Below are 17,683 nucleotides of genomic sequence, written 5' to 3'. Positions count from 1 at the left end.
AAGTGATAGAAAGAATGTCATTTTTTGCGAAATTATACAATGTAGATACGAACCCTGAATTAGGAATGTGGCTTCTTTACGGTACGATTATTATATTTAGTATTATTGTTTATAATTTAGGGTTTGCTAGAAAGTTATCTTTGTTAAAGAATGTAGTAATCTATACTGTACTAATACTTGGTTGCACTATTTTAACCTTTTTTGCTGTTTTCCTGCCTGTAGGAGAAGGGCTTGTTGTAGCAATTATTATACTGGGTATATATAAATTACGTTTACGGCAAGCAAAATATTCAAAGGCAGGCTAAAAGGGGGAAGGAAAGATGCGTTCTGTGCAAGATGCACTATATAATTGGTTAACCATTAAAATTGTTGCAGAAGCCCGTCCATATGATGAAGCTGCTCAGGAAACATATATGCTTTTTCATAATATGTTACATGAAGACCATCAGTTAAAACATGTTACGGTAGAAAAAAAGGAAGATATGTATTTTGTTACATATGAAAGAAAAGGGGAAAAGAAATCAGTTCGGTTTCCACTTGAGCTGATTGATTGTTTTTTAGAACAGATAAACCGTGAGCCAGAGAAATATAAATAAGCCTTTATCCTGTTCGATAAGGGCTTATTTATACGTTACAATTATGTATATCATATAGACGATTGGATTTACTATATATATAAATCCAAGTTAAAAAACCGACATAAAACCATTCTTTTTTTCGATGGGCGAGAGCATCTGGCCATGCATAGAAGCGGTCAGGGCCCTTTCCTGCCACATGCAAGATAAAACAAATGGAGAAAGCAAGCGTAGGCTCCGTTTGTTTCTATAGCCGCAATCTATATGTCGAAAAATTAAAATGGATTCATATAGTAATGTTTATTTGATTCCTTTCAGCGTTCAAATAGACGATATTCCTATTAACAGATTACCATTCATCTTCAACTGTTTTATCACGATATAATCGGAAATTGCCTGTTGCGTGTCGTTCTAAAGTACGTTCTGTAATTCGATTTGTACATTGTTTACACATAAATGTATGAATAGGACGATTGCGAAGCCGCTTCGCTACTGGATTTTCGTCATTTAAATCTTCTTTTTTATCGCAAAGAATACATTTGACTCTCATTTTGTCACCTCGGCACAAGTTCTATCTTACTTTAGTATATCATGGACCGTAGAAGTTTTTGAACTATAGGAGAAAAAATAAATATTTTCGCAATTCAAAAAATAGGTTATTATATAAGTGAAACTATTATTAACATTGAATGTACATTTTTGTTGATGATTAGTTGAATCATGTGGGCAGGCTTCTTTTCTTCGTTTGTTGCAGTCTCGCGGTAGGAAGTGCCTGTTAGAGCGAAATCAATATAGATGTTTATGGAGGTGGAAACATGGCAAATATAGTTGAACTAACATTAACGGATGCTTTAGTGAAAGCGTTACGTGAAGAGCGTATTGTAACAATTGCAACAACTGATTTTGAGAAAGGTGTTCCAAATGTAAGCGCGATTTCATGGGTATATGCAATGGGTGAAAAAGTTATTCGTTTTGCAGTGGATCAACGTTCTCGTATTGTAGAGAATTTGCGCCATCACGCAGGGCTTGTTCTTATTGTAATGGCAAATGAATCCGTATATTCTATAAGTGGTAAAGCGATTATAAAGACAGAGCGGATGGAAGGTGTTCCGCTGAAATTAACTTTAATTGAAGTTTCTGTGCAAGAAGTACGTGACGTAATGTTTTACGGTGCGAAACTTGCCATTGAACCGAAATATGAAAAAACATACGATCTTCGCGCTGCAGAAAAATTAGACAACCAAGTTTTATCAGCGATGAGGGATGCGTGAAAAAGGATGGGCAGCAAGGAAAGTTGTTCATCCTTTTTCTTTATATTTCAAGTAATTTCTATTCTATCTCGTTTGTACAGTACATATAATTATAACAATGGTTCGTCCATACTCATGGATGAAACCCTTGTTCTACAAATTTCATGGTGGAGTCAGGGGGTAACAGGTTGAGTAAAATTTATGTGCTAGATACGAATGTGCTTTTGCAGGATCCGTTATCTATTTTTTCTTTTGAAAATAATGATGTAGTCATTCCAGCTGTTGTGTTAGAGGAAGTAGATTCAAAGAAACGTTATATGGATGAAGTTGGAAGGAATGCGCGTTATGTATCAAAACTAATAGATAAATTTCGTGAACTTGGGAAATTGCATGACAGTATTCCTCTCGAAAATGGAGGGACGTTTCGAATTGAGCTAAATCATCGTTCATTCGTTCAATTACAAGATATTTTTGTAGAGAAAACAAATGATAATCGTATTTTAGCTGTGGCCAAAAATTTATCATTAGAAGAGCAAGAAAAAGAAAATGGGAAATCTGTCATTCTTGTGAGTAAGGATGTACTTGTTCGAGTAAAAGCTGATGCTTTAGGATTACAAGCCGAAGATTATTTGAGTGATCGTGTTACGGAAGTCGAAAACATATATACAGGCTTCTTAGAGTATTACATACAAAAAGAGATTTTAAACCGTTTTTATGAAAAAGGGGAGCTTTCTCTTTCTGAAATTGCTAATCATCCATTTTATCCAAATCAATTTATTGTAATGAAGGATGCTTTAGGGGGATCGAGTTCGGCTCTCGGGATCGTTGATCATTCTGGGAAAAAGATAAAAAAGCTTATTTTTCCAAACGAGCAGATTTGGGGAATTCGTCCTCGAAATGTACAACAAATTATGGGGATGGAATTGTTGTTACGTGAAGACATTCCTCTTGTAACATTGACTGGGAAAGCTGGGACGGGGAAAACATTATTAGCATTAGCTGCGGGACTTATGCAAACTGAAGATTTGGGAATGTATAAAAAATTGCTCGTGGCAAGACCTATTGTTCCAGTGGGAAAAGATATTGGATATTTACCAGGAGAGAAAGAAGAAAAGTTAAGACCTTGGATGCAACCAATTTATGATAATTTAGAATATTTGTTTAATACGAAAAAACCTGGGGAATTAGATGCAATTTTAGCGGGAATGGGTTCTATTGAAGTAGAAGCTTTAACATATATTCGCGGACGTAGTATTCCAGAGCAGTTTATTATTATTGATGAAGCACAAAATTTAACAAAACATGAAGTGAAGACAATTTTAACGCGTGTTGGAGAGAGGAGCAAAATTGTTTTAATGGGAGATCCACAGCAAATTGATCATCCATATTTAGATGAATATAATAATGGCTTAACATATGTTGTAGAGAAGTTTAAAGAACAAAAAATTAGTGGACATGTGAAGTTTGTAAAAGGTGAGCGATCTAATTTAGCGCAACTAGCAGCGGATTTATTGTAGGAAAGAGTGGCGAAAAGCCACTCTTATTTGCTTGTCCTCTGTGAATGTAAAGTAAACTTTTTTGCTACCGAAAGTTTCACTTTACACGATAGTAAACTTTCGAATATATCGAACAGGATTATTGACATTAGAGCCATCTCCGAAATAAAGGTGAACAGGACCGTCTTCTTTTAGTGGTTTTCCTTTAATAGAAAAACCGAGAATAGCATCCTTTGCTTCCTTTATTGAAATCGTTGTAATACCGAATTCAGTATGAATTTCTACATGTGCTGCGTCGCTAGAAATCTCTGCGTTTTCTAAAAAAGGTAAAAATGGTATGCCGAATGTTCCTGTAATAATTTTCTCTTTTTCAAATCTTGCAACGCTTTTATTGACAGGTGGAAAAATAGCTCCTTCTCTAATTTCGCGATCCCAATGTTTAGATGCTTCTTCAGTATACTGTGCTAACTCACTTGTTATTTCTTTTGGAGTTGTAAAGTATGTTGTTAAGTCGACTTTTCGATCATCAAAAATCCAAACACTTGGATCGATTGTAATTGGAAAGCGGACATTTCCATTAATAAATAAGATTTCAGTCATTGTTGTTCCCCCATTTGTCTTATACTCCCACTTTTCAGTATAATAGGACTAGGAACAATTGTCACAGAAAATGTTTCTATTGCAATTTATGAAAACTATCGCTAATATTAATAGATAGGATAGAGGAGTAGGACGGAAACGGAGGGAACCAATTTGGCGTCTGAGACAGTAACAAATCATCAGGAAAAGGCACTTGCCCTTCTACAAGCTGATGCAGAGAAAATATTAAAACTTATTAAGGTGCAAATGGACCACCTTACGATGCCACAGTGTCCATTATACGAAGAGGTACTTGATACACAAATGTTTGGCTTATCCCGTGAAGTTGATTTTGCGGTTCGTCTTGGTCTCATTGCGGAAGAGCAAGGTAAAGAAATTTTAGGCGAATTAGAACGCGAGCTATCGGCGTTACATGATGCTTTTACAAACAAACAATAATAGCTGGTTCAAATAAGGAGCTCAAACTGAATCAGTTTGAGCTTTTTTTATGAAAAAAACGATTTTTCCTGAAAAGCAGGAAGAAAGCAAATACATATGGAATACAACTGTAAAAAAGAAGAGAGAAAGAGGATTTTGAATGAAAAGAGTCTGGAAGTCCATAGATTATTCTTTAGTGCTTCCTCTTGTTATCGTATGTGTGCTCGGCGTTATTATGGTATATAGTGCCAGTTCTATTGTTGCAATTACAAAATATTATCCGAAATACGGATGGACGAGTGATCACTTTTTTCTATCACAGTTAAAAGCGTTGTTCGTTGGAACGATTGGATTGTTTATTGCTATGTTTGTTCCCTTTCAAGTATGGCGAAAGCGTATTATTACTGTTTTAATCGTTGTTGTTAGCATTGGAATGCTGCTAATTGTTTTAAAATGGGGAACTGTTGTGAATAATGCGAAATCCTGGGTGTTTGGTGTACAGCCGTCGGAGTTTGTTAAATTAGGGATTATCATTGTATTAGCGCGTTTTTATGCAAAAAAGCACGCGACAGATGGACCGATTTGGCATGGTGCCGGCCGAGTGTTTATTTTTTTATTCACTACAATTTGTTTAATTTTAAAACAGCCTGATTTAGGAACAACATTATTAATTGTGTCAACGATTGGGATTATGACGTTCTGTTCAGGGGTACCCCTTCAAGTTTGGCTAAAACGAATTGCTCTTACATCTATTATATGGATTCCGCTCGGATATTTTATAGGAAAAAATATTTTAACACCTGTTCAAATTGCGCGGTTCACTACGTTTTGGAATCCGTTTGGAGATGCGCAAGGGAAGGGATTTCAATTGATCAATTCGTTTGTTGGAATTGCTTCTGGTGGTGTAGGTGGTAGAGGACTAGGAAATAGTATTCAAAAGTATGGGTATTTACCAGAACCACATACAGACTTCATTATGGCAATTATATCTGAGGAACTAGGGTTTGTTGGAGTGGCAATTATCTTAATAGGTTTACTAGTCATTGTCGTTCGTGCTTTTCGAATTGCGCAAAAATGTAAAGATCCTTTTGGGAGTTTACTTGCAATTGGAATTGGCAGTATGATTGGAGTGCAATCTATTGTAAACTTAGGCGGAATTACAGGGGTTATGCCACTTACTGGTGTGCCTTTACCATTTGTTAGTTATGGCGGTACTTCTTTAGTGGTAACCTTAGCAGCTATGGGAATTTTATTAAATGTAGCTAGTTTTGTGAAACAGCAAGAAAAAAGAGAACAGAAAGAGCAGGAACAACAACAACCTAAACAAGAGAGACATCTTGTTGTTGTAAAATAAAAGAAGCTTTGTACACGTGTACGAAGCTTCTTTTATTTGCATAGCTTCAGAAAAAAAAAGGATGATTATTTTATGATCTTGTAACAAAAAGTATGTCACTTTTATCAAATGTGTTCTACAAAAAGGATGGTTGCTTCCTTCGTTTTATGCTATACTAATTTTGTGAGATGAATTGGACAGAATGCTTATCATTTGTCAAAAAATAAGGTATGATGAATAAAAATAAGGTGAAGCTTGCACGCAGTGAAAAAATACTGCTGGAAGTGAAATACTTACTCCCACTAAAGCGGGACAAATTTATGGTGTTATGAATGGTAGGAAAATAGAGGGGGAAAATCATGAAAAAGCTGCAACGTATTCAAAAAGTATTAGTAGCTAACCGCGGAGAAATTGCGATTCGTGTGTTTCGTGCTTGTACAGAATTAGGACTACGCACAGTTGCGATTTACTCGAAAGAAGATAGCGGTTCATATCATCGCTATAAAGCAGATGAAGCGTATTTGGTAGGAGAAGGAAAAAAACCAATTGAGGCATATCTCGATATTGAAGGTATTATTGAAATTGCCAAAAGTAATCATGTTGATGCAATTCATCCAGGATACGGATTCTTGTCAGAAAATATCCAATTCGCAAAACGTTGCGAAGACGAGGGGATTATTTTTATTGGTCCAAAGAGTAAGCATTTAGACATGTTTGGGGATAAAGTAAAGGCAAGAACGCAAGCTCAATTGGCAAATATCCCGGTTATTCCTGGTAGTGATGGCCCTGTACAAGAGATTGACGAAGTAGCCAATTTTGCAAAAAAGTATGATTACCCAATTATCATTAAAGCAGCTCTTGGTGGTGGCGGCCGCGGGATGCGGATTGTACGCAGTGCAGAAGAACTAAAGGAAGCGTATGATCGTGCGAAATCCGAGGCGAAAGCTGCATTTGGGAACGATGAAGTTTATGTAGAAAAATTTGTTGAAAATCCAAAACATATAGAAGTACAAATATTAGCAGATGAACATGGAAATACTGTTCATCTATATGAGCGTGATTGTTCTGTACAGCGCAGGCATCAAAAAGTTGTAGAAGTAGCACCAAGTGTGTCTCTTCCAGCTGAACTGCGCAATCGTATTTGTGAGGCTGCAGTTCAATTAACGAAAAATGTTAATTATGTAAATGCAGGGACAGTTGAGTTTCTTGTAAAAGGAAATGAATTCTATTTTATTGAAGTGAATCCGCGTGTCCAAGTGGAACACACAATTACAGAAATGATTACAGGCATTGATATCGTTCAATCACAAATTTTAATTGCTGATGGATATGCTTTACATAGTGAAAAAGTAAGTATTCCAAAACAAGAAGATATCATTACGCATGGATTTGCAATTCAATCTCGTGTGACAACAGAAGATCCGCTAAATAATTTCATGCCAGATACCGGAAAAATTATGACGTATCGTTCTGGTGGTGGCTTTGGGGTGCGTTTAGATACAGGAAATAGCTTCCAAGGTGCAGTTATTACACCATATTATGACTCATTACTTGTAAAAGTAACAACTTGGGCATTAACATTTGAACAAGCAGCAGCTAAAATGGAACGTAACTTAAAAGAATTCCGTATTCGCGGCATTAAAACAAATATTCCATTTTTAGAAAATGTTGTAAAGCACCAAAACTTTTTATCAGGAGAATATGATACATCTTTTATCGATTCCTCGCCGGAATTATTCGTATTTCCAAAACGAAAAGACCGTGGTACAAAAATGCTATCATACATTAGTACGGTAACGGTAAATGGATTCCCAGGAGTAGGAAAACAAGAAAAACCGATTTTTGCAGAAGCACGCATTCCGAATATAAAATATTCTGAACCAATCAAAGCTGGTACGAAGCAAATTTTAGATAAGCGCGGAGCTGATGGATTAGTAAAATGGGTTCAGGAACAAAAACAAGTTTTATTAACCGATACTACATTCCGTGATGCACATCAGTCGTTATTAGCAACGCGTATTCGTACAAAAGAGTTGAAACAAATTGCTGAACCAACAGCAAGAATGTTACCGAATTTATTTTCGGCAGAAATGTGGGGCGGAGCAACATTCGATGTCGCGTATCGTTTCTTAAAAGAAGATCCATGGGAACGCTTATTACAATTACGTGAGAGTATGCCAAATGTATTATTCCAAATGCTTCTTCGTGCATCGAATGCAGTAGGATATAAAAACTATCCAGATAACTTAATTCAACAGTTTGTAGAGTGTTCTGCGCAGGCTGGCATTGATGTATTCCGTATTTTTGATAGTTTAAACTGGATAGAAGGTATGCGCGTTGCAATTGATGCTGTGCGTCAAAGCGGTAAAATTGCAGAGGCAACAATGTGTTACACAGGTGATATTCATGATCCAATGCGCAGTAAATATGATTTAAATTACTACAAAAACTTAGCAAAAGAGTTAGAAGCATCTGGTGCTCATATTTTAGGGATTAAAGATATGGCAGGCTTATTAAAACCAAACGCAGCGTACGATTTAGTATCCGCATTAAAAGAGACGGTATCGATTCCGGTGCATCTTCACACGCATGATACGAGTGGAAACGGTGTATTAACATATGCAAAAGCAATTGAGGCTGGAGTTGATATTGTAGACGTTGCGGTAAGCTCTATGGCAGGTTTAACATCTCAGCCGAGCGCTAATACATTGTTCTATGCATTAGAAGGAAATGAAAGACAGCCGAATGTGGATGTGAATTCTTTAGAGAAGCTCTCACATTATTGGGAAGATGTTCGTAAATATTATTCTTCTTTTGAAAGTGGAATGAATGCACCGCATACAGAAGTGTACATGCATGAAATGCCAGGCGGCCAATACAGTAATCTACAGCAACAAGCAAAAGCTGTCGGGTTAGGAGATCGATTTGATGAAGTAAAAGTGATGTATCGTCGCGTTAATGATATGTTCGGCGATATCGTGAAAGTAACCCCATCATCAAAAGTAGTCGGTGATATGGCTCTATTTATGGTACAAAATCATTTAACAGAGAAAGATATTTATGAACGTGGTCATGCATTAGATTTCCCAGGATCAGTTGTCGAAATGTTCTCTGGTGATCTTGGACAACCGTATGGTGGTTTTCCTAAAAAGCTACAAGAGATTATTCTAAAAGGAAAAGAGCCTTTAACAGTAAGACCAGGTGAATTGCTAGAACCGATCGATTTTGAAGCATTAAAAAAAGAGTTATTCCATAAGCTTGGTCGTGAAGTAACGATTTTTGATATTGTAGCGTATGCATTATATCCGAAAGTATTTATGGATTATCAAAAAGTTGCAGGACAATATGGAAATATTTCTGTTCTTGACACACCGACATTCTTCTATGGAATGAGACTTGGTGAGGAAATTGGTGTGGAAATCGAACGTGGTAAAACGTTAATTGTGAAATTAATTTCGATTGGAGAACCACAATTAGATGGTACACGTGTTATCTACTTTGAATTTAATGGACAGCCTCGTGAAATTGTTGTAAAAGATGAAAGTGTGAAAGCAACAGTTTCGCAACGAGTGAAAGGGAATCGTGAAAATCCAAATCATATTAATGCAACAATGCCGGGTACTGTAATTAAAGTAGTGGTAAAAGAAGGAGAGCAAGTGAAAAAAGGTGATTCCATGGCAATTACAGAAGCGATGAAAATGGAAACAACTGTACAAGCTCCATTTACTGGAACGGTGAAAAAAGTGTATGTGAAAGACGGCGAGGCAATTCAAACAGGTGATTTGCTGATTGAGTTAGAGCAATAAAACAAGGTTATCACTCGAATTTTGAAAATAAAAAAGAGCTGCTTTTGTGCAGCTCTTTTGTTTTTAAAAAATAATAACTTGTCAGAAGAGACAAGTTATTATGATAGTTTCGTTTGCTTAGTAGTATGATTTATTTCTGTTTTTTTCATGTTTGTTTTACTGCGTGTTCCTAGCATAACTAAATAGCATAATACGGCAAATAAGCATGATATAAAGAGTGAATGCAGAAGTGACATTGTTAAACTTGCTTCTGTATATACAACTAAAATACCAGCGATTGCTTGACATGTGACAAGAATGAAAGCTGTAATCCATCCATAACATATAACAGGTTGTTGCTTATAGTGCCTGATAGCTATAAGCATTGCATATAAAATCCAAGCGAAAATTAATAGAGCAGCAATTCGGTGTCCCATCTGTACCCATTCATGAAACTGCATTGGAAGAGGGCTGTTTTTACTGCATAAAGGGAAACTCGGACATGCTAAACTCGCATGCTCATGACGCACTAACGCTCCTGTATAGACAACAAGGTAACTGTAAATTGTTACACCGTAAATGTGAAATTTCATCTTCTTATCAATAACAAGTGAATGAGCATCAAATTTCTTATCAATTTCAAAGATAAGAAGTGTTAATAAAATAACAGCAGCAAACGAAATAAGGGAAATACCGAAATGAATTGCTAATACAGCCGGAACTTGTCCCCATACAACCGCAGCAGCGCCCATGAGTGCTTGCGCTATTAAAAACGCGAAAGATAAGATGGCAAGTGCTTTTGTTTCACGAACTTGTCCATAGTATTTCCAAGATAAGATACATAGTAGTGTAACGAGAATTCCAGCAGAACCTGAAGTAAGACGATGACTCAGTTCGATAATTGTTTCCATTGATAAATTCGAAGGAACAAGTTCTCCATTACACAGCGGCCAAGATTTACCACAACCTTGTCCAGAGCCAGTTTTAGTAACTAACGCTCCGCCAAGTAGAACAAATAATAAATCAAGACTTGTAATGACTGCTAACCATTTTATAAAGCGTTGCAATCCTTTTCACCAGCTTTCAATTTCAAAGTTATTGTGCAATATTTTATTAAAATAAAGTAGAACTTCCCTCGGTGTTGTTTTTAATCCTCACTAAGGGTTAGTTAAACGACTTCGGCGCATACTAGCAGTTACCTAACCTATATTCTCTACGTCTTCAGAATCTTGAGGTGGAGGTTTTACTACTTGTAAATAGCCGTATAAAGGTTATAGAAACAGAAATGCACTACAGTCCTATGATATATAAAATCTGATAAAATAGCAAAGGGGAGAGAGCGGAAGAAGATAAGGAAAATAAATTGCTGATTTTTAACAAAAAATAGTGAGTTTTATAAAGAAATATACGGAAATGCATGCGGAATTTGACAAAATGGTTTATTATAAAAGATAATTACGTTCTATAATTGATGAAGTAATAGGAAAACTTTTTAAGTCATAGACACAAAAAGTTCATGTTTTCTTCACAATTTTTTCATGAAATATGTTTTAATATATTCGAGCGAGAAGTGTATATTAATAACAAAACCAAAAAACAACATTTCTACTGTAATAATATTGCTATATAAAAGCGATATTTTATTTTAAGTAAATGGGCAAAAGAAAGATGGAAGTTTTAAGAGGGGGTTAAAATGATGAACCATGCAACAAGTGAACTGCATGATGAGTCAGCTATAGCAAATGTACCGGAAACAACACGTGTACAAGATTTATTAGCGCTCGTTAAGATGGGGATTGTAAATTCAAATACACTTACTGTATTTACAGGATTTTGGTTAGCTCTACATTTCAATGGATTGAATGTTTTGGACCATCTAGATAAAATGTTTTTTACAATCATCGGCTCTGCATTAATTATGGCGGGAGCATGTAGCTTAAATAATTATATTGACCGAGATATTGATCATTTAATGGAACGAACAAAAAATCGTCCAACAGTAACAGGAAAATATAAACCTGGATTCGCATTAACATTAGGTATTACAATTACGCTTTTAGGCTTTGTATTTTTGCTATTTACAACACCGATGGCAGCATTTATTGGTTTTATTGGTTTCTTTACGTATGTTGTTCTGTATTCATTATGGACAAAGCGAAAATATACGTTAAATACAGTAGTAGGGAGTGTATCAGGTGCAGTTCCGCCTTTAATCGGTTGGGCAGCTATTGATCCAAGTTTGAATCACCCTATTGCTTGGATGCTATTCTTAATTATGTTTATTTGGCAAATTCCACATTTCCTCGCACTTGCGATGAAACGTGTTGAAGAATATCGCAATGCAGGCATTCCAATGCTTCCTGTAGCGCATGGATTTGATATTACAAAACGTCAAATTATGATTTGGACAGTATGCTTATTACCACTGCCATTTTATATGAGTGCACTTGGAGTAACATTTATGGTAATTGCAACATTGCTTAACATCGGTTGGATCGTGTTAGGGTTTTATGGCTTCCGCAAGAAAGACGACATCAAATGGTCCGTGCAAATGTTTGTATACTCCTTAAATTATTTAACAATCTTATTTATTTTAATGATTGTTGTAACTTTCTTCTAAGACAACGACATGAGGGGATTTCTTTACGTTGAGGTTTACTTTACTTACTATAAAGTACAATCTAATTAACAAAGAAAGTGGGGGTTGTTTGCATGAAGAAACAGTGGCGATTGCTTTCGCTCGTTTCACTAGTGGCTTTACTGTTAGGGGGATGCGGTAAAGCCTTTCAATCTACTTTGATTCCACAAGGTGAAGTAGCAAAAATGCAATATGATTTATTGTTATTAGCCAGTGCAATCATGATTGGTGTTGTTCTTGTTGTTACGATTATTTTCTTGTATGTAATTGTACGTTTCCGTCAAAGGAAGGGACAGGAAAACTATATTCCGAAGCAAGTTGAAGGAAATCACAAGCTAGAAATTATATGGACAGTCATTCCGATTTTACTTTTATTGGTGTTGGCTGTCCCTACTGTTACATATACGTTTAAACTTGCTGACGTTAGTGCAATGGAGAAAAAGAATATTGATAAAGATACAATCGTTGTTGATGTAACAGCGAATCTTTATTGGTGGGAATTTTCTTATAAAAATGAAAAAATAGTAACTTCGCAAGATTTAGTCATCCCTACAGGTAAAAAAGTGTATTTAAATTTAAAGGGTGCCGATATTAAACACTCATTTTGGGTTCCCTCTTTAGCTGGAAAAATGGATACAAATACAGATAATGTGAACAAGATGTGGATTAAAGCAGATAAGGCCGACACATATAATGGATTTTGTACAGAATTTTGCGGACCGTCGCATTCTTTAATGCAGTTTAAAGTGAAAGCTGTTAATGAAAGCGAGTACAAAAAGTGGATTGCTAGTATGAAAGAATTAGATGGTAAAAAGGCTGTTGCTTCTTCGAAAGAACAAGAAGGTAAACAAATCTTTGAAAAGAGCTGTATCGGTTGTCATGCTACTGGATCAAATGATAGCAGACCACCTTCTGCACGTATTGCACCAAACTTAGCAAACTTTGCAGACCGTGACATGGTTGCGGGAATTGCTAAAAATAATGATGAGAATGTAGAAAAATGGTTAAAAGACCCTGAAAGCATGAAACCAGGAAACAAAATGACTGGAAAATACGGTAATCTTACTGAAGATCAAGTAGAGGCATTAAATGCTTACTTGAAAACATTAAAAGTTGAAAAGTAACGAGAAACTATTTGCGAAGGGGAGGTTGAAAACGTGAGTTCTGTAGCAAAAAAACAGGGAGTGGGCTCTGTAATTTGGGATTATTTAACGACAGTAGACCATAAAAAAATAGCCATTCTCTATTTAATTGCAGGTGGGTTGTTTTTTATCATCGGTGGAATAGAAGCGTTATTTATTCGATATCAGCTAGCGTTTCCAAACAATGATTTTCTGGTTGGGGATGCATACAACCAAGTATTAACAATGCACGGAACAACAATGATTTTCTTAGCAGCAATGCCGCTTGTGTTTGCCATGATGAATGCAGCTGTACCACTTCAAATTGGTGCACGAGACGTTGCGTTTCCATTTTTAAACTCGCTTGGATTTTGGCTATTTTTCTTTGGAGGCGTATTTTTAAATTTAAGTTGGTTTTTGGGAGGGGCACCTGATGCAGGATGGACATCATATGCATCGTTATCACTCGCATCGAAAGGACACGGCATCGATTTTTATGTTCTCGGATTGCAAATTTCAGGTATTGGAACATTAATAGGTGGAATTAACTTCCTCGTTACCATTATTAATATGCGTGCACCTGGAATGACATATATGCGTATGCCGATGTTTACATGGACGACGTTTGTAACATCTGCACTTATTTTATTTGCATTTCCGCCGCTTACAGTAGGTTTAGCTTTATTAATGTTAGACCGTTTATTTGGAACAAGCTTTTTTAACCCTGCTTTAGGAGGAAATACGATTATATGGGAGCATTTATTTTGGATTTTCGGTCATCCAGAAGTGTACATTCTTATACTCCCAGTTTTCGGAATATTCTCAGAAATATTTGCGACATTCTCTAAAAAACGATTATTCGGATATTCATCTATGGTATTTGCAACGGTATTAATTGGATTTTTAGGATTCATGGTGTGGGCACATCATATGTTCACAGTGGGTCTTGGACCAGTAGCAAATGCCATTTTTTCTGTAGCTACAATGGCAATTGCTGTTCCGACAGGTATTAAAATTTTTAACTGGCTCTTTACGATGTGGGGCGGTAGTATTCGTTTTACAACGCCAATGATGTGGGCCGTTGGTTTCATTCCATCATTTGTTATGGGTGGTGTGACAGGGGTTATGCTTGCATCTGCTCCTGCTGATTATCAATTTCATGACAATTACTTCGTTGTAGCTCACTTCCATTACGTAATTGTTGGTGGAGTTGTATTTGGATTATTTGCGGGGGCTCATTATTATTGGCCGCTTATGTTTAATAAAATCTTAGATGAGACACTTGGTAAAATTACGTTTTGGTTGTTCTTTATTGGTTTCCATTTAACGTTCTTTATTCAGCACTTCCTTGGTTTAATCGGTATGCCGCGCCGATATTTTACGTATTTGCCAGGACAAGGATTAGAAACTGGTAATTTAATTAGTTCAATAGGCGCAGTATTTATGGCACTTGGAACAATTGTGCTTTTGGTTAATGTTGTAAAAACATCTTTTTCAAAAAAACAAGCTGGTAGCGATCCGTGGGATGGTCGTACTTTAGAATGGGCAATTCCTGCGCCGACACCTGAATATAACTTCAAGCAATTACCGTTTGTGCGTGGATTAGATCCACTATGGATTGAAAAACGTGAAGGGAAAAATGAGATGACGCCAGCAGAGCCGATTGGTGATATTCATATGCCAAACTCATCTTTCTTACCGTTTGTTATCTCTTTAGGCCTATTTATCGCAGCATTTGGAGCGATGTATATGCATGGTGGGAAAGAGAAAATGTGGTTAGTGATAGCGATCGTTGGTCTTATTATTACGTTTGGAGCAATGTTCTTCCGATCTGTAATTGATGATCATGGATACCACATTCATAAAGAAGATTTAGATGATAAAGGGGGTAAGGCGTAATGCATGTAGAGGAAAAATTAACAAATGAAACCTTTCCAGCAGAGCCTGAAAAAGCAACCCTCGAAGGAAAGAATAAATTCATTGGATTTTGGTTATTTTTAGGAGGGGAAACTGTACTGTTTGCTTCCTTGTTTGGAACATACTTGGCATTGAAAAATTCAACAAACGGTGGGCCGACGTCACAAGAAATGTTTCAAATGCCGCTTGTGTTTATTATGACAATGCTTCTTTTAACAAGTAGTTTAACGAGTGTATATGCAATGTATCATATGAAGAATTTTAATTTTAAACAAATGCAGTTTTGGCTTATTATTACGATATTGCTTGGGATTGGCTTTTTAGGCTTTGAGATTTATGAGTTTAATCATTATACTCATGAATTTAAGCATACGATGAAAAGTAGTGCATTTGGTTCTGCATTTTATGCGTTAGTTGGTACGCATGGGTTACACGTTTTATTTGGATTACTTTGGATTTTAACTCTAGTGCTCCGTAATGCGAAGCGTGGTTTAAATTTATATAATGCTCCGAAGTTTTACGTCGCATCAATTTACTGGCATTTTATTGACGTAGTTTGGGTGTTTATTTTCACTGTAGTATACTTAATGGGAATGGTGGGATAAACAATGGCGATAAAACAAACAAATATAAACAATCCTAAAGTGGATCTTGCTTATCGCAGAAAAAAAAGTGCGGAAGAAATGAAACATCAAGTCATTACGTTCGGATTAATGATTTTTTTAACAATGATTGCATTTGTAGCAGTCGCATATCCGAAAACATTTAGTCCGCTTTTTTCGGTACCATTTATTTTATTGTTAGCTGCCATACAAGTTATTTTTCAATTGTATTATTTTATGCATATGAGCCATAAAGGGCATGAGGCTCCAGCATTTTTCTTGTATGCTGGTTTGCTAGTTGGATTAGTAACGATTTTAACTTTTACGACAATTGTTTGGGTTTAAAATAGAAAGGGGATTGAATGTTTCATCAATCCCCTTTTACTTATGAAAGGGTGGGTGAAAGAAAAGTGAACAACTTATGGATATTTGGTTTTGAAGCACTGTGGAGCCCAATCTTTTTTCTTTTTATATTAGCTATTGTGATTGGTTATTTTTTAATTATTGGAAAGTATAGACATCGCTTTCCGAATGGGGAAGAAGTAAGTAAACGAAAAATCTTTTATTTTACAAGTGGGATGTTCCTTTTATATTTAGTTAAAGGGGGTCCTATCGATTTACTTGGACATATTGTGTTTAGTGCGCATATGTTAGAAATGGCAATCATGTACATTGCTGTACCGCCATTATTACTACTGGGGCTACCAATCTGTTTTTTTGAGTATATAACATCATTTCGATTTATTCGTATAATGTTACGCATATGGGCAAATCCTATTATCGCGTTATTTGTTTTTAACGGGTTATTTTCGATGTATCATTTACCATTTGTGTTTGATACGGTAAAGCAAAGCCAAATTGGACATCCAATTGTTCTTGCTATCTTGTTTTTTATGGCAATTATGCTATGGTGGCCGATATTTAATCCGTTAGCACAATATCAAACATTAAGTGATATTAAAAAGATTGGTTATATGTTTGCTAATGGGATGCTATTAACACCGGCTTGTGCACTTATTATTTTTGCGAATGAGCCGTTGTTTGTGACATATACAGATCCAAATTCATGGATGAAGGCGATGGAGCTTTGTGTACCAGCTGGAACATTATCTAATTTAAATATTACAGGTCCGGATTTCTTACATTGGATTCCTGTTTTAGAGGATCAGAAAACAGGAGGTATTGTAATGAAGATTATACAAGAAATTGTATATGGCACAGTCATTGGGTATGTTTTCTTCTCGTGGGTGCGTAAAGAACGGAAAAAGGATGCGGAACAGATACATGCATTACCCCCGTATTTGCAATCCCAATCATCTGTCACTGATAGCAAGCTCTCACCAAGATAAAGTGAAACTTCTCTCAGTAGGAAGGCTTACTATCCACGAATAGCGAGGTAAATTTACTAAATCAAAAGAAGGTGTACCATCGTGTACACCTTCTTTTGATTTTTCGACATCTTTGTCTAGCTCTGCCTCCTTAGCTATGAGGGCTTAAACAGTCGGCTCCGCTTTTCTTTATTCTATAATCGCTAAATCTTGCAACTCTTTTTCGATATTTTGAAGTAACTGTTCGCTTTTTTGAAGAACATTTTTTGGGAATTTTTCGTTCTCTCCATACTCCACGCCGTGTGGATAATAATGTTTACCAAGAAGAGGTTGTAATAATTTAATATGGGCATGTCGCCGGCCAATATCTCCTTCTAGCGCAAAACCTTGTATACGTAAATAATACACATCTTTCAGCATTTCAAATTTATAGTCGTATGTAACTCGCTCGTAATCCCATTGCCCAGCTAGTACAAAGTGATGATTGTCCATTACCTCAGTAAGAAGTGTGAAGTCAACAACTACGCCTTCAAGTTTCGTATTTGTAAATTGCATGAAATAGCCTCCTTATTATAAACGTAAAACCACTTGAATTTATAATAGTACGAATAGTGAGAAAAC

The 17,683-nt window shown here is 36.1% G+C and carries 17 protein-coding genes; 13 read left to right on the top strand and 4 right to left on the bottom strand.

What is annotated here, in order from left to right; translation table 11 throughout:
• Window positions 1-2 precede the first annotated feature (2 nt).
• Together BM350_RS02695 and BM350_RS02690 are read left to right on the top strand one after the other, a co-directional pair.
• The gene (locus BM350_RS02695) at window positions 3-305 is read left to right on the top strand and encodes a YlaH-like family protein (RefSeq protein WP_090914479.1); all 303 of its coding nucleotides are present in this window, start codon (window positions 3-5) and stop codon (window positions 303-305) included.
• Window positions 306-320: 15 nt separating this feature from the next.
• On the top strand, window positions 321-596 hold the full coding sequence (locus tag BM350_RS02690) for a hypothetical protein (protein WP_090914319.1): 276 nt from the start codon (window positions 321-323) through the stop codon (window positions 594-596).
• Window positions 597-924: 328 nt separating this feature from the next.
• Here BM350_RS02690 and BM350_RS02685 read toward each other — a convergent pair whose 3' ends face one another.
• Window positions 925-1,125 carry a YlaI family protein gene (locus BM350_RS02685; protein WP_139207619.1) on the bottom strand — a complete coding sequence of 67 codons (201 nt, stop codon included), beginning with the start codon at window positions 1,123-1,125 and terminating at the stop codon, window positions 925-927.
• Window positions 1,126-1,390: 265 nt separating this feature from the next.
• Here BM350_RS02685 and BM350_RS02680 point away from each other — a divergent pair, with 265 nt between their 5' ends.
• Together BM350_RS02680 and BM350_RS02675 are read left to right on the top strand one after the other, a co-directional pair.
• A complete protein-coding gene (locus tag BM350_RS02680) occupies window positions 1,391-1,846 on the top strand; it encodes a pyridoxamine 5'-phosphate oxidase family protein (RefSeq protein ID WP_090914321.1) in 456 nt (151 codons plus the stop codon).
• A 167-nt stretch (window positions 1,847-2,013) separates the two neighbouring features.
• The gene (locus BM350_RS02675) at window positions 2,014-3,342 is read left to right on the top strand and encodes a PhoH family protein (protein ID WP_090914323.1); all 1,329 of its coding nucleotides are present in this window, start codon (window positions 2,014-2,016) and stop codon (window positions 3,340-3,342) included.
• Window positions 3,343-3,423: 81 nt separating this feature from the next.
• Here the strand turns inward: BM350_RS02675 and BM350_RS02670 are convergent, their stop codons facing one another.
• Complete coding sequence (locus BM350_RS02670) at window positions 3,424-3,921, bottom strand: molybdopterin-binding protein (protein WP_090914326.1); 498 nt, start codon at window positions 3,919-3,921, stop codon at window positions 3,424-3,426.
• Window positions 3,922-4,074: 153 nt separating this feature from the next.
• Between BM350_RS02670 and BM350_RS02665 the strand changes: the two genes are divergently transcribed.
• From BM350_RS02665 to pyc, 3 genes are all read left to right on the top strand, one after another.
• A complete protein-coding gene (locus BM350_RS02665; RefSeq protein ID WP_020059288.1) occupies window positions 4,075-4,359 on the top strand; it encodes an Fpa/YlaN family protein in 285 nt (94 codons plus the stop codon).
• A 139-nt stretch (window positions 4,360-4,498) separates the two neighbouring features.
• Entirely contained in the window at window positions 4,499-5,692 is a 1,194-nt protein-coding gene (locus tag BM350_RS02660) for an FtsW/RodA/SpoVE family cell cycle protein (protein WP_090914328.1), read from the top strand.
• A gap of 338 nt (window positions 5,693-6,030) precedes the next feature.
• Window positions 6,031-9,477 (top strand): pyruvate carboxylase, encoded by a 3,447-nt coding sequence (gene pyc / locus BM350_RS02655; protein ID WP_090914330.1) that lies wholly within the window; start codon window positions 6,031-6,033, stop codon window positions 9,475-9,477.
• Between the two features lie 98 nt (window positions 9,478-9,575).
• On the opposite strand, the gene BM350_RS02650 is transcribed toward pyc, so the two are convergent.
• Window positions 9,576-10,523 (bottom strand): COX15/CtaA family protein, encoded by a 948-nt coding sequence (locus tag BM350_RS02650; protein WP_090914332.1) that lies wholly within the window; start codon window positions 10,521-10,523, stop codon window positions 9,576-9,578.
• A 629-nt stretch (window positions 10,524-11,152) separates the two neighbouring features.
• On the opposite strand from BM350_RS02650, the gene cyoE reads away from it, so the two are divergent.
• The 6 genes from cyoE (at window position 11,153) to ctaG (ending at window position 17,083) form a co-directional block, all read left to right on the top strand.
• The gene (gene cyoE, locus BM350_RS02645) at window positions 11,153-12,076 is read left to right on the top strand and encodes a heme o synthase (RefSeq protein ID WP_090914334.1); all 924 of its coding nucleotides are present in this window, start codon (window positions 11,153-11,155) and stop codon (window positions 12,074-12,076) included.
• A 92-nt stretch (window positions 12,077-12,168) separates the two neighbouring features.
• Window positions 12,169-13,218 (top strand): cytochrome c oxidase subunit II, encoded by a 1,050-nt coding sequence (coxB, locus tag BM350_RS02640; protein WP_090914336.1) that lies wholly within the window; start codon window positions 12,169-12,171, stop codon window positions 13,216-13,218.
• Between the two features lie 33 nt (window positions 13,219-13,251).
• Window positions 13,252-15,114 (top strand): cytochrome c oxidase subunit I, encoded by a 1,863-nt coding sequence (ctaD, locus tag BM350_RS02635; protein WP_090914338.1) that lies wholly within the window; start codon window positions 13,252-13,254, stop codon window positions 15,112-15,114.
• Window positions 15,114-15,737 (top strand): cytochrome (ubi)quinol oxidase subunit III, encoded by a 624-nt coding sequence (locus tag BM350_RS02630; RefSeq protein ID WP_090914340.1) that lies wholly within the window; start codon window positions 15,114-15,116, stop codon window positions 15,735-15,737. Before ctaD ends, BM350_RS02630 begins: the two co-directional genes overlap by 1 nt.
• Window positions 15,738-15,740: 3 nt before the next feature.
• The gene (gene ctaF, locus BM350_RS02625; protein WP_090914341.1) at window positions 15,741-16,079 is read left to right on the top strand and encodes a cytochrome c oxidase subunit IVB; all 339 of its coding nucleotides are present in this window, start codon (window positions 15,741-15,743) and stop codon (window positions 16,077-16,079) included.
• Between the two features lie 65 nt (window positions 16,080-16,144).
• Window positions 16,145-17,083 (top strand): cytochrome c oxidase assembly factor CtaG, encoded by a 939-nt coding sequence (ctaG, locus tag BM350_RS02620; RefSeq protein ID WP_090914483.1) that lies wholly within the window; start codon window positions 16,145-16,147, stop codon window positions 17,081-17,083.
• A 168-nt stretch (window positions 17,084-17,251) separates the two neighbouring features.
• On the opposite strand, the gene BM350_RS02615 is transcribed toward ctaG, so the two are convergent.
• Complete coding sequence (locus BM350_RS02615) at window positions 17,252-17,617, bottom strand: YugN family protein (protein ID WP_090914342.1); 366 nt, start codon at window positions 17,615-17,617, stop codon at window positions 17,252-17,254.
• Between the last annotated feature and the right edge of the window lie 66 nt (window positions 17,618-17,683).

The organism is Bacillus sp. 103mf (assembly GCF_900116295.1).
Lineage (GTDB): Bacteria > Bacillota > Bacilli > Bacillales > Bacillaceae_G > Bacillus_A > Bacillus_A bruguierae.
This window is presented reverse-complemented; position numbering and strand designations above follow the sequence as displayed.

What these genes read in the sequence shown, in the direction of transcription:
- BM350_RS02690 (WP_090914319.1), top strand. Translation starts at nt 321, where the DNA reads ATGCGTTCTGTGCAAGATGCACTATATAATTGGTTAACCATTAAAATT.
- BM350_RS02685 (WP_139207619.1), bottom strand. Translation starts at nt 1,125, where the DNA reads ATGAGAGTCAAATGTATTCTTTGCGATAAAAAAGAAGATTTAAATGAC.
- BM350_RS02680 (WP_090914321.1), top strand. Translation starts at nt 1,391, where the DNA reads ATGGCAAATATAGTTGAACTAACATTAACGGATGCTTTAGTGAAAGCG.
- BM350_RS02670 (WP_090914326.1), bottom strand. Translation starts at nt 3,921, where the DNA reads ATGACTGAAATCTTATTTATTAATGGAAATGTCCGCTTTCCAATTACA.
- BM350_RS02660 (WP_090914328.1), top strand. Translation starts at nt 4,499, where the DNA reads ATGAAAAGAGTCTGGAAGTCCATAGATTATTCTTTAGTGCTTCCTCTT.
- pyc (WP_090914330.1), top strand. Translation starts at nt 6,031, where the DNA reads ATGAAAAAGCTGCAACGTATTCAAAAAGTATTAGTAGCTAACCGCGGA.
- cyoE (WP_090914334.1), top strand. Translation starts at nt 11,153, where the DNA reads ATGAACCATGCAACAAGTGAACTGCATGATGAGTCAGCTATAGCAAAT.
- coxB (WP_090914336.1), top strand. Translation starts at nt 12,169, where the DNA reads ATGAAGAAACAGTGGCGATTGCTTTCGCTCGTTTCACTAGTGGCTTTA.
- BM350_RS02630 (WP_090914340.1), top strand. Translation starts at nt 15,114, where the DNA reads ATGCATGTAGAGGAAAAATTAACAAATGAAACCTTTCCAGCAGAGCCT.
- ctaF (WP_090914341.1), top strand. Translation starts at nt 15,741, where the DNA reads ATGGCGATAAAACAAACAAATATAAACAATCCTAAAGTGGATCTTGCT.
- BM350_RS02615 (WP_090914342.1), bottom strand. Translation starts at nt 17,617, where the DNA reads ATGCAATTTACAAATACGAAACTTGAAGGCGTAGTTGTTGACTTCACA.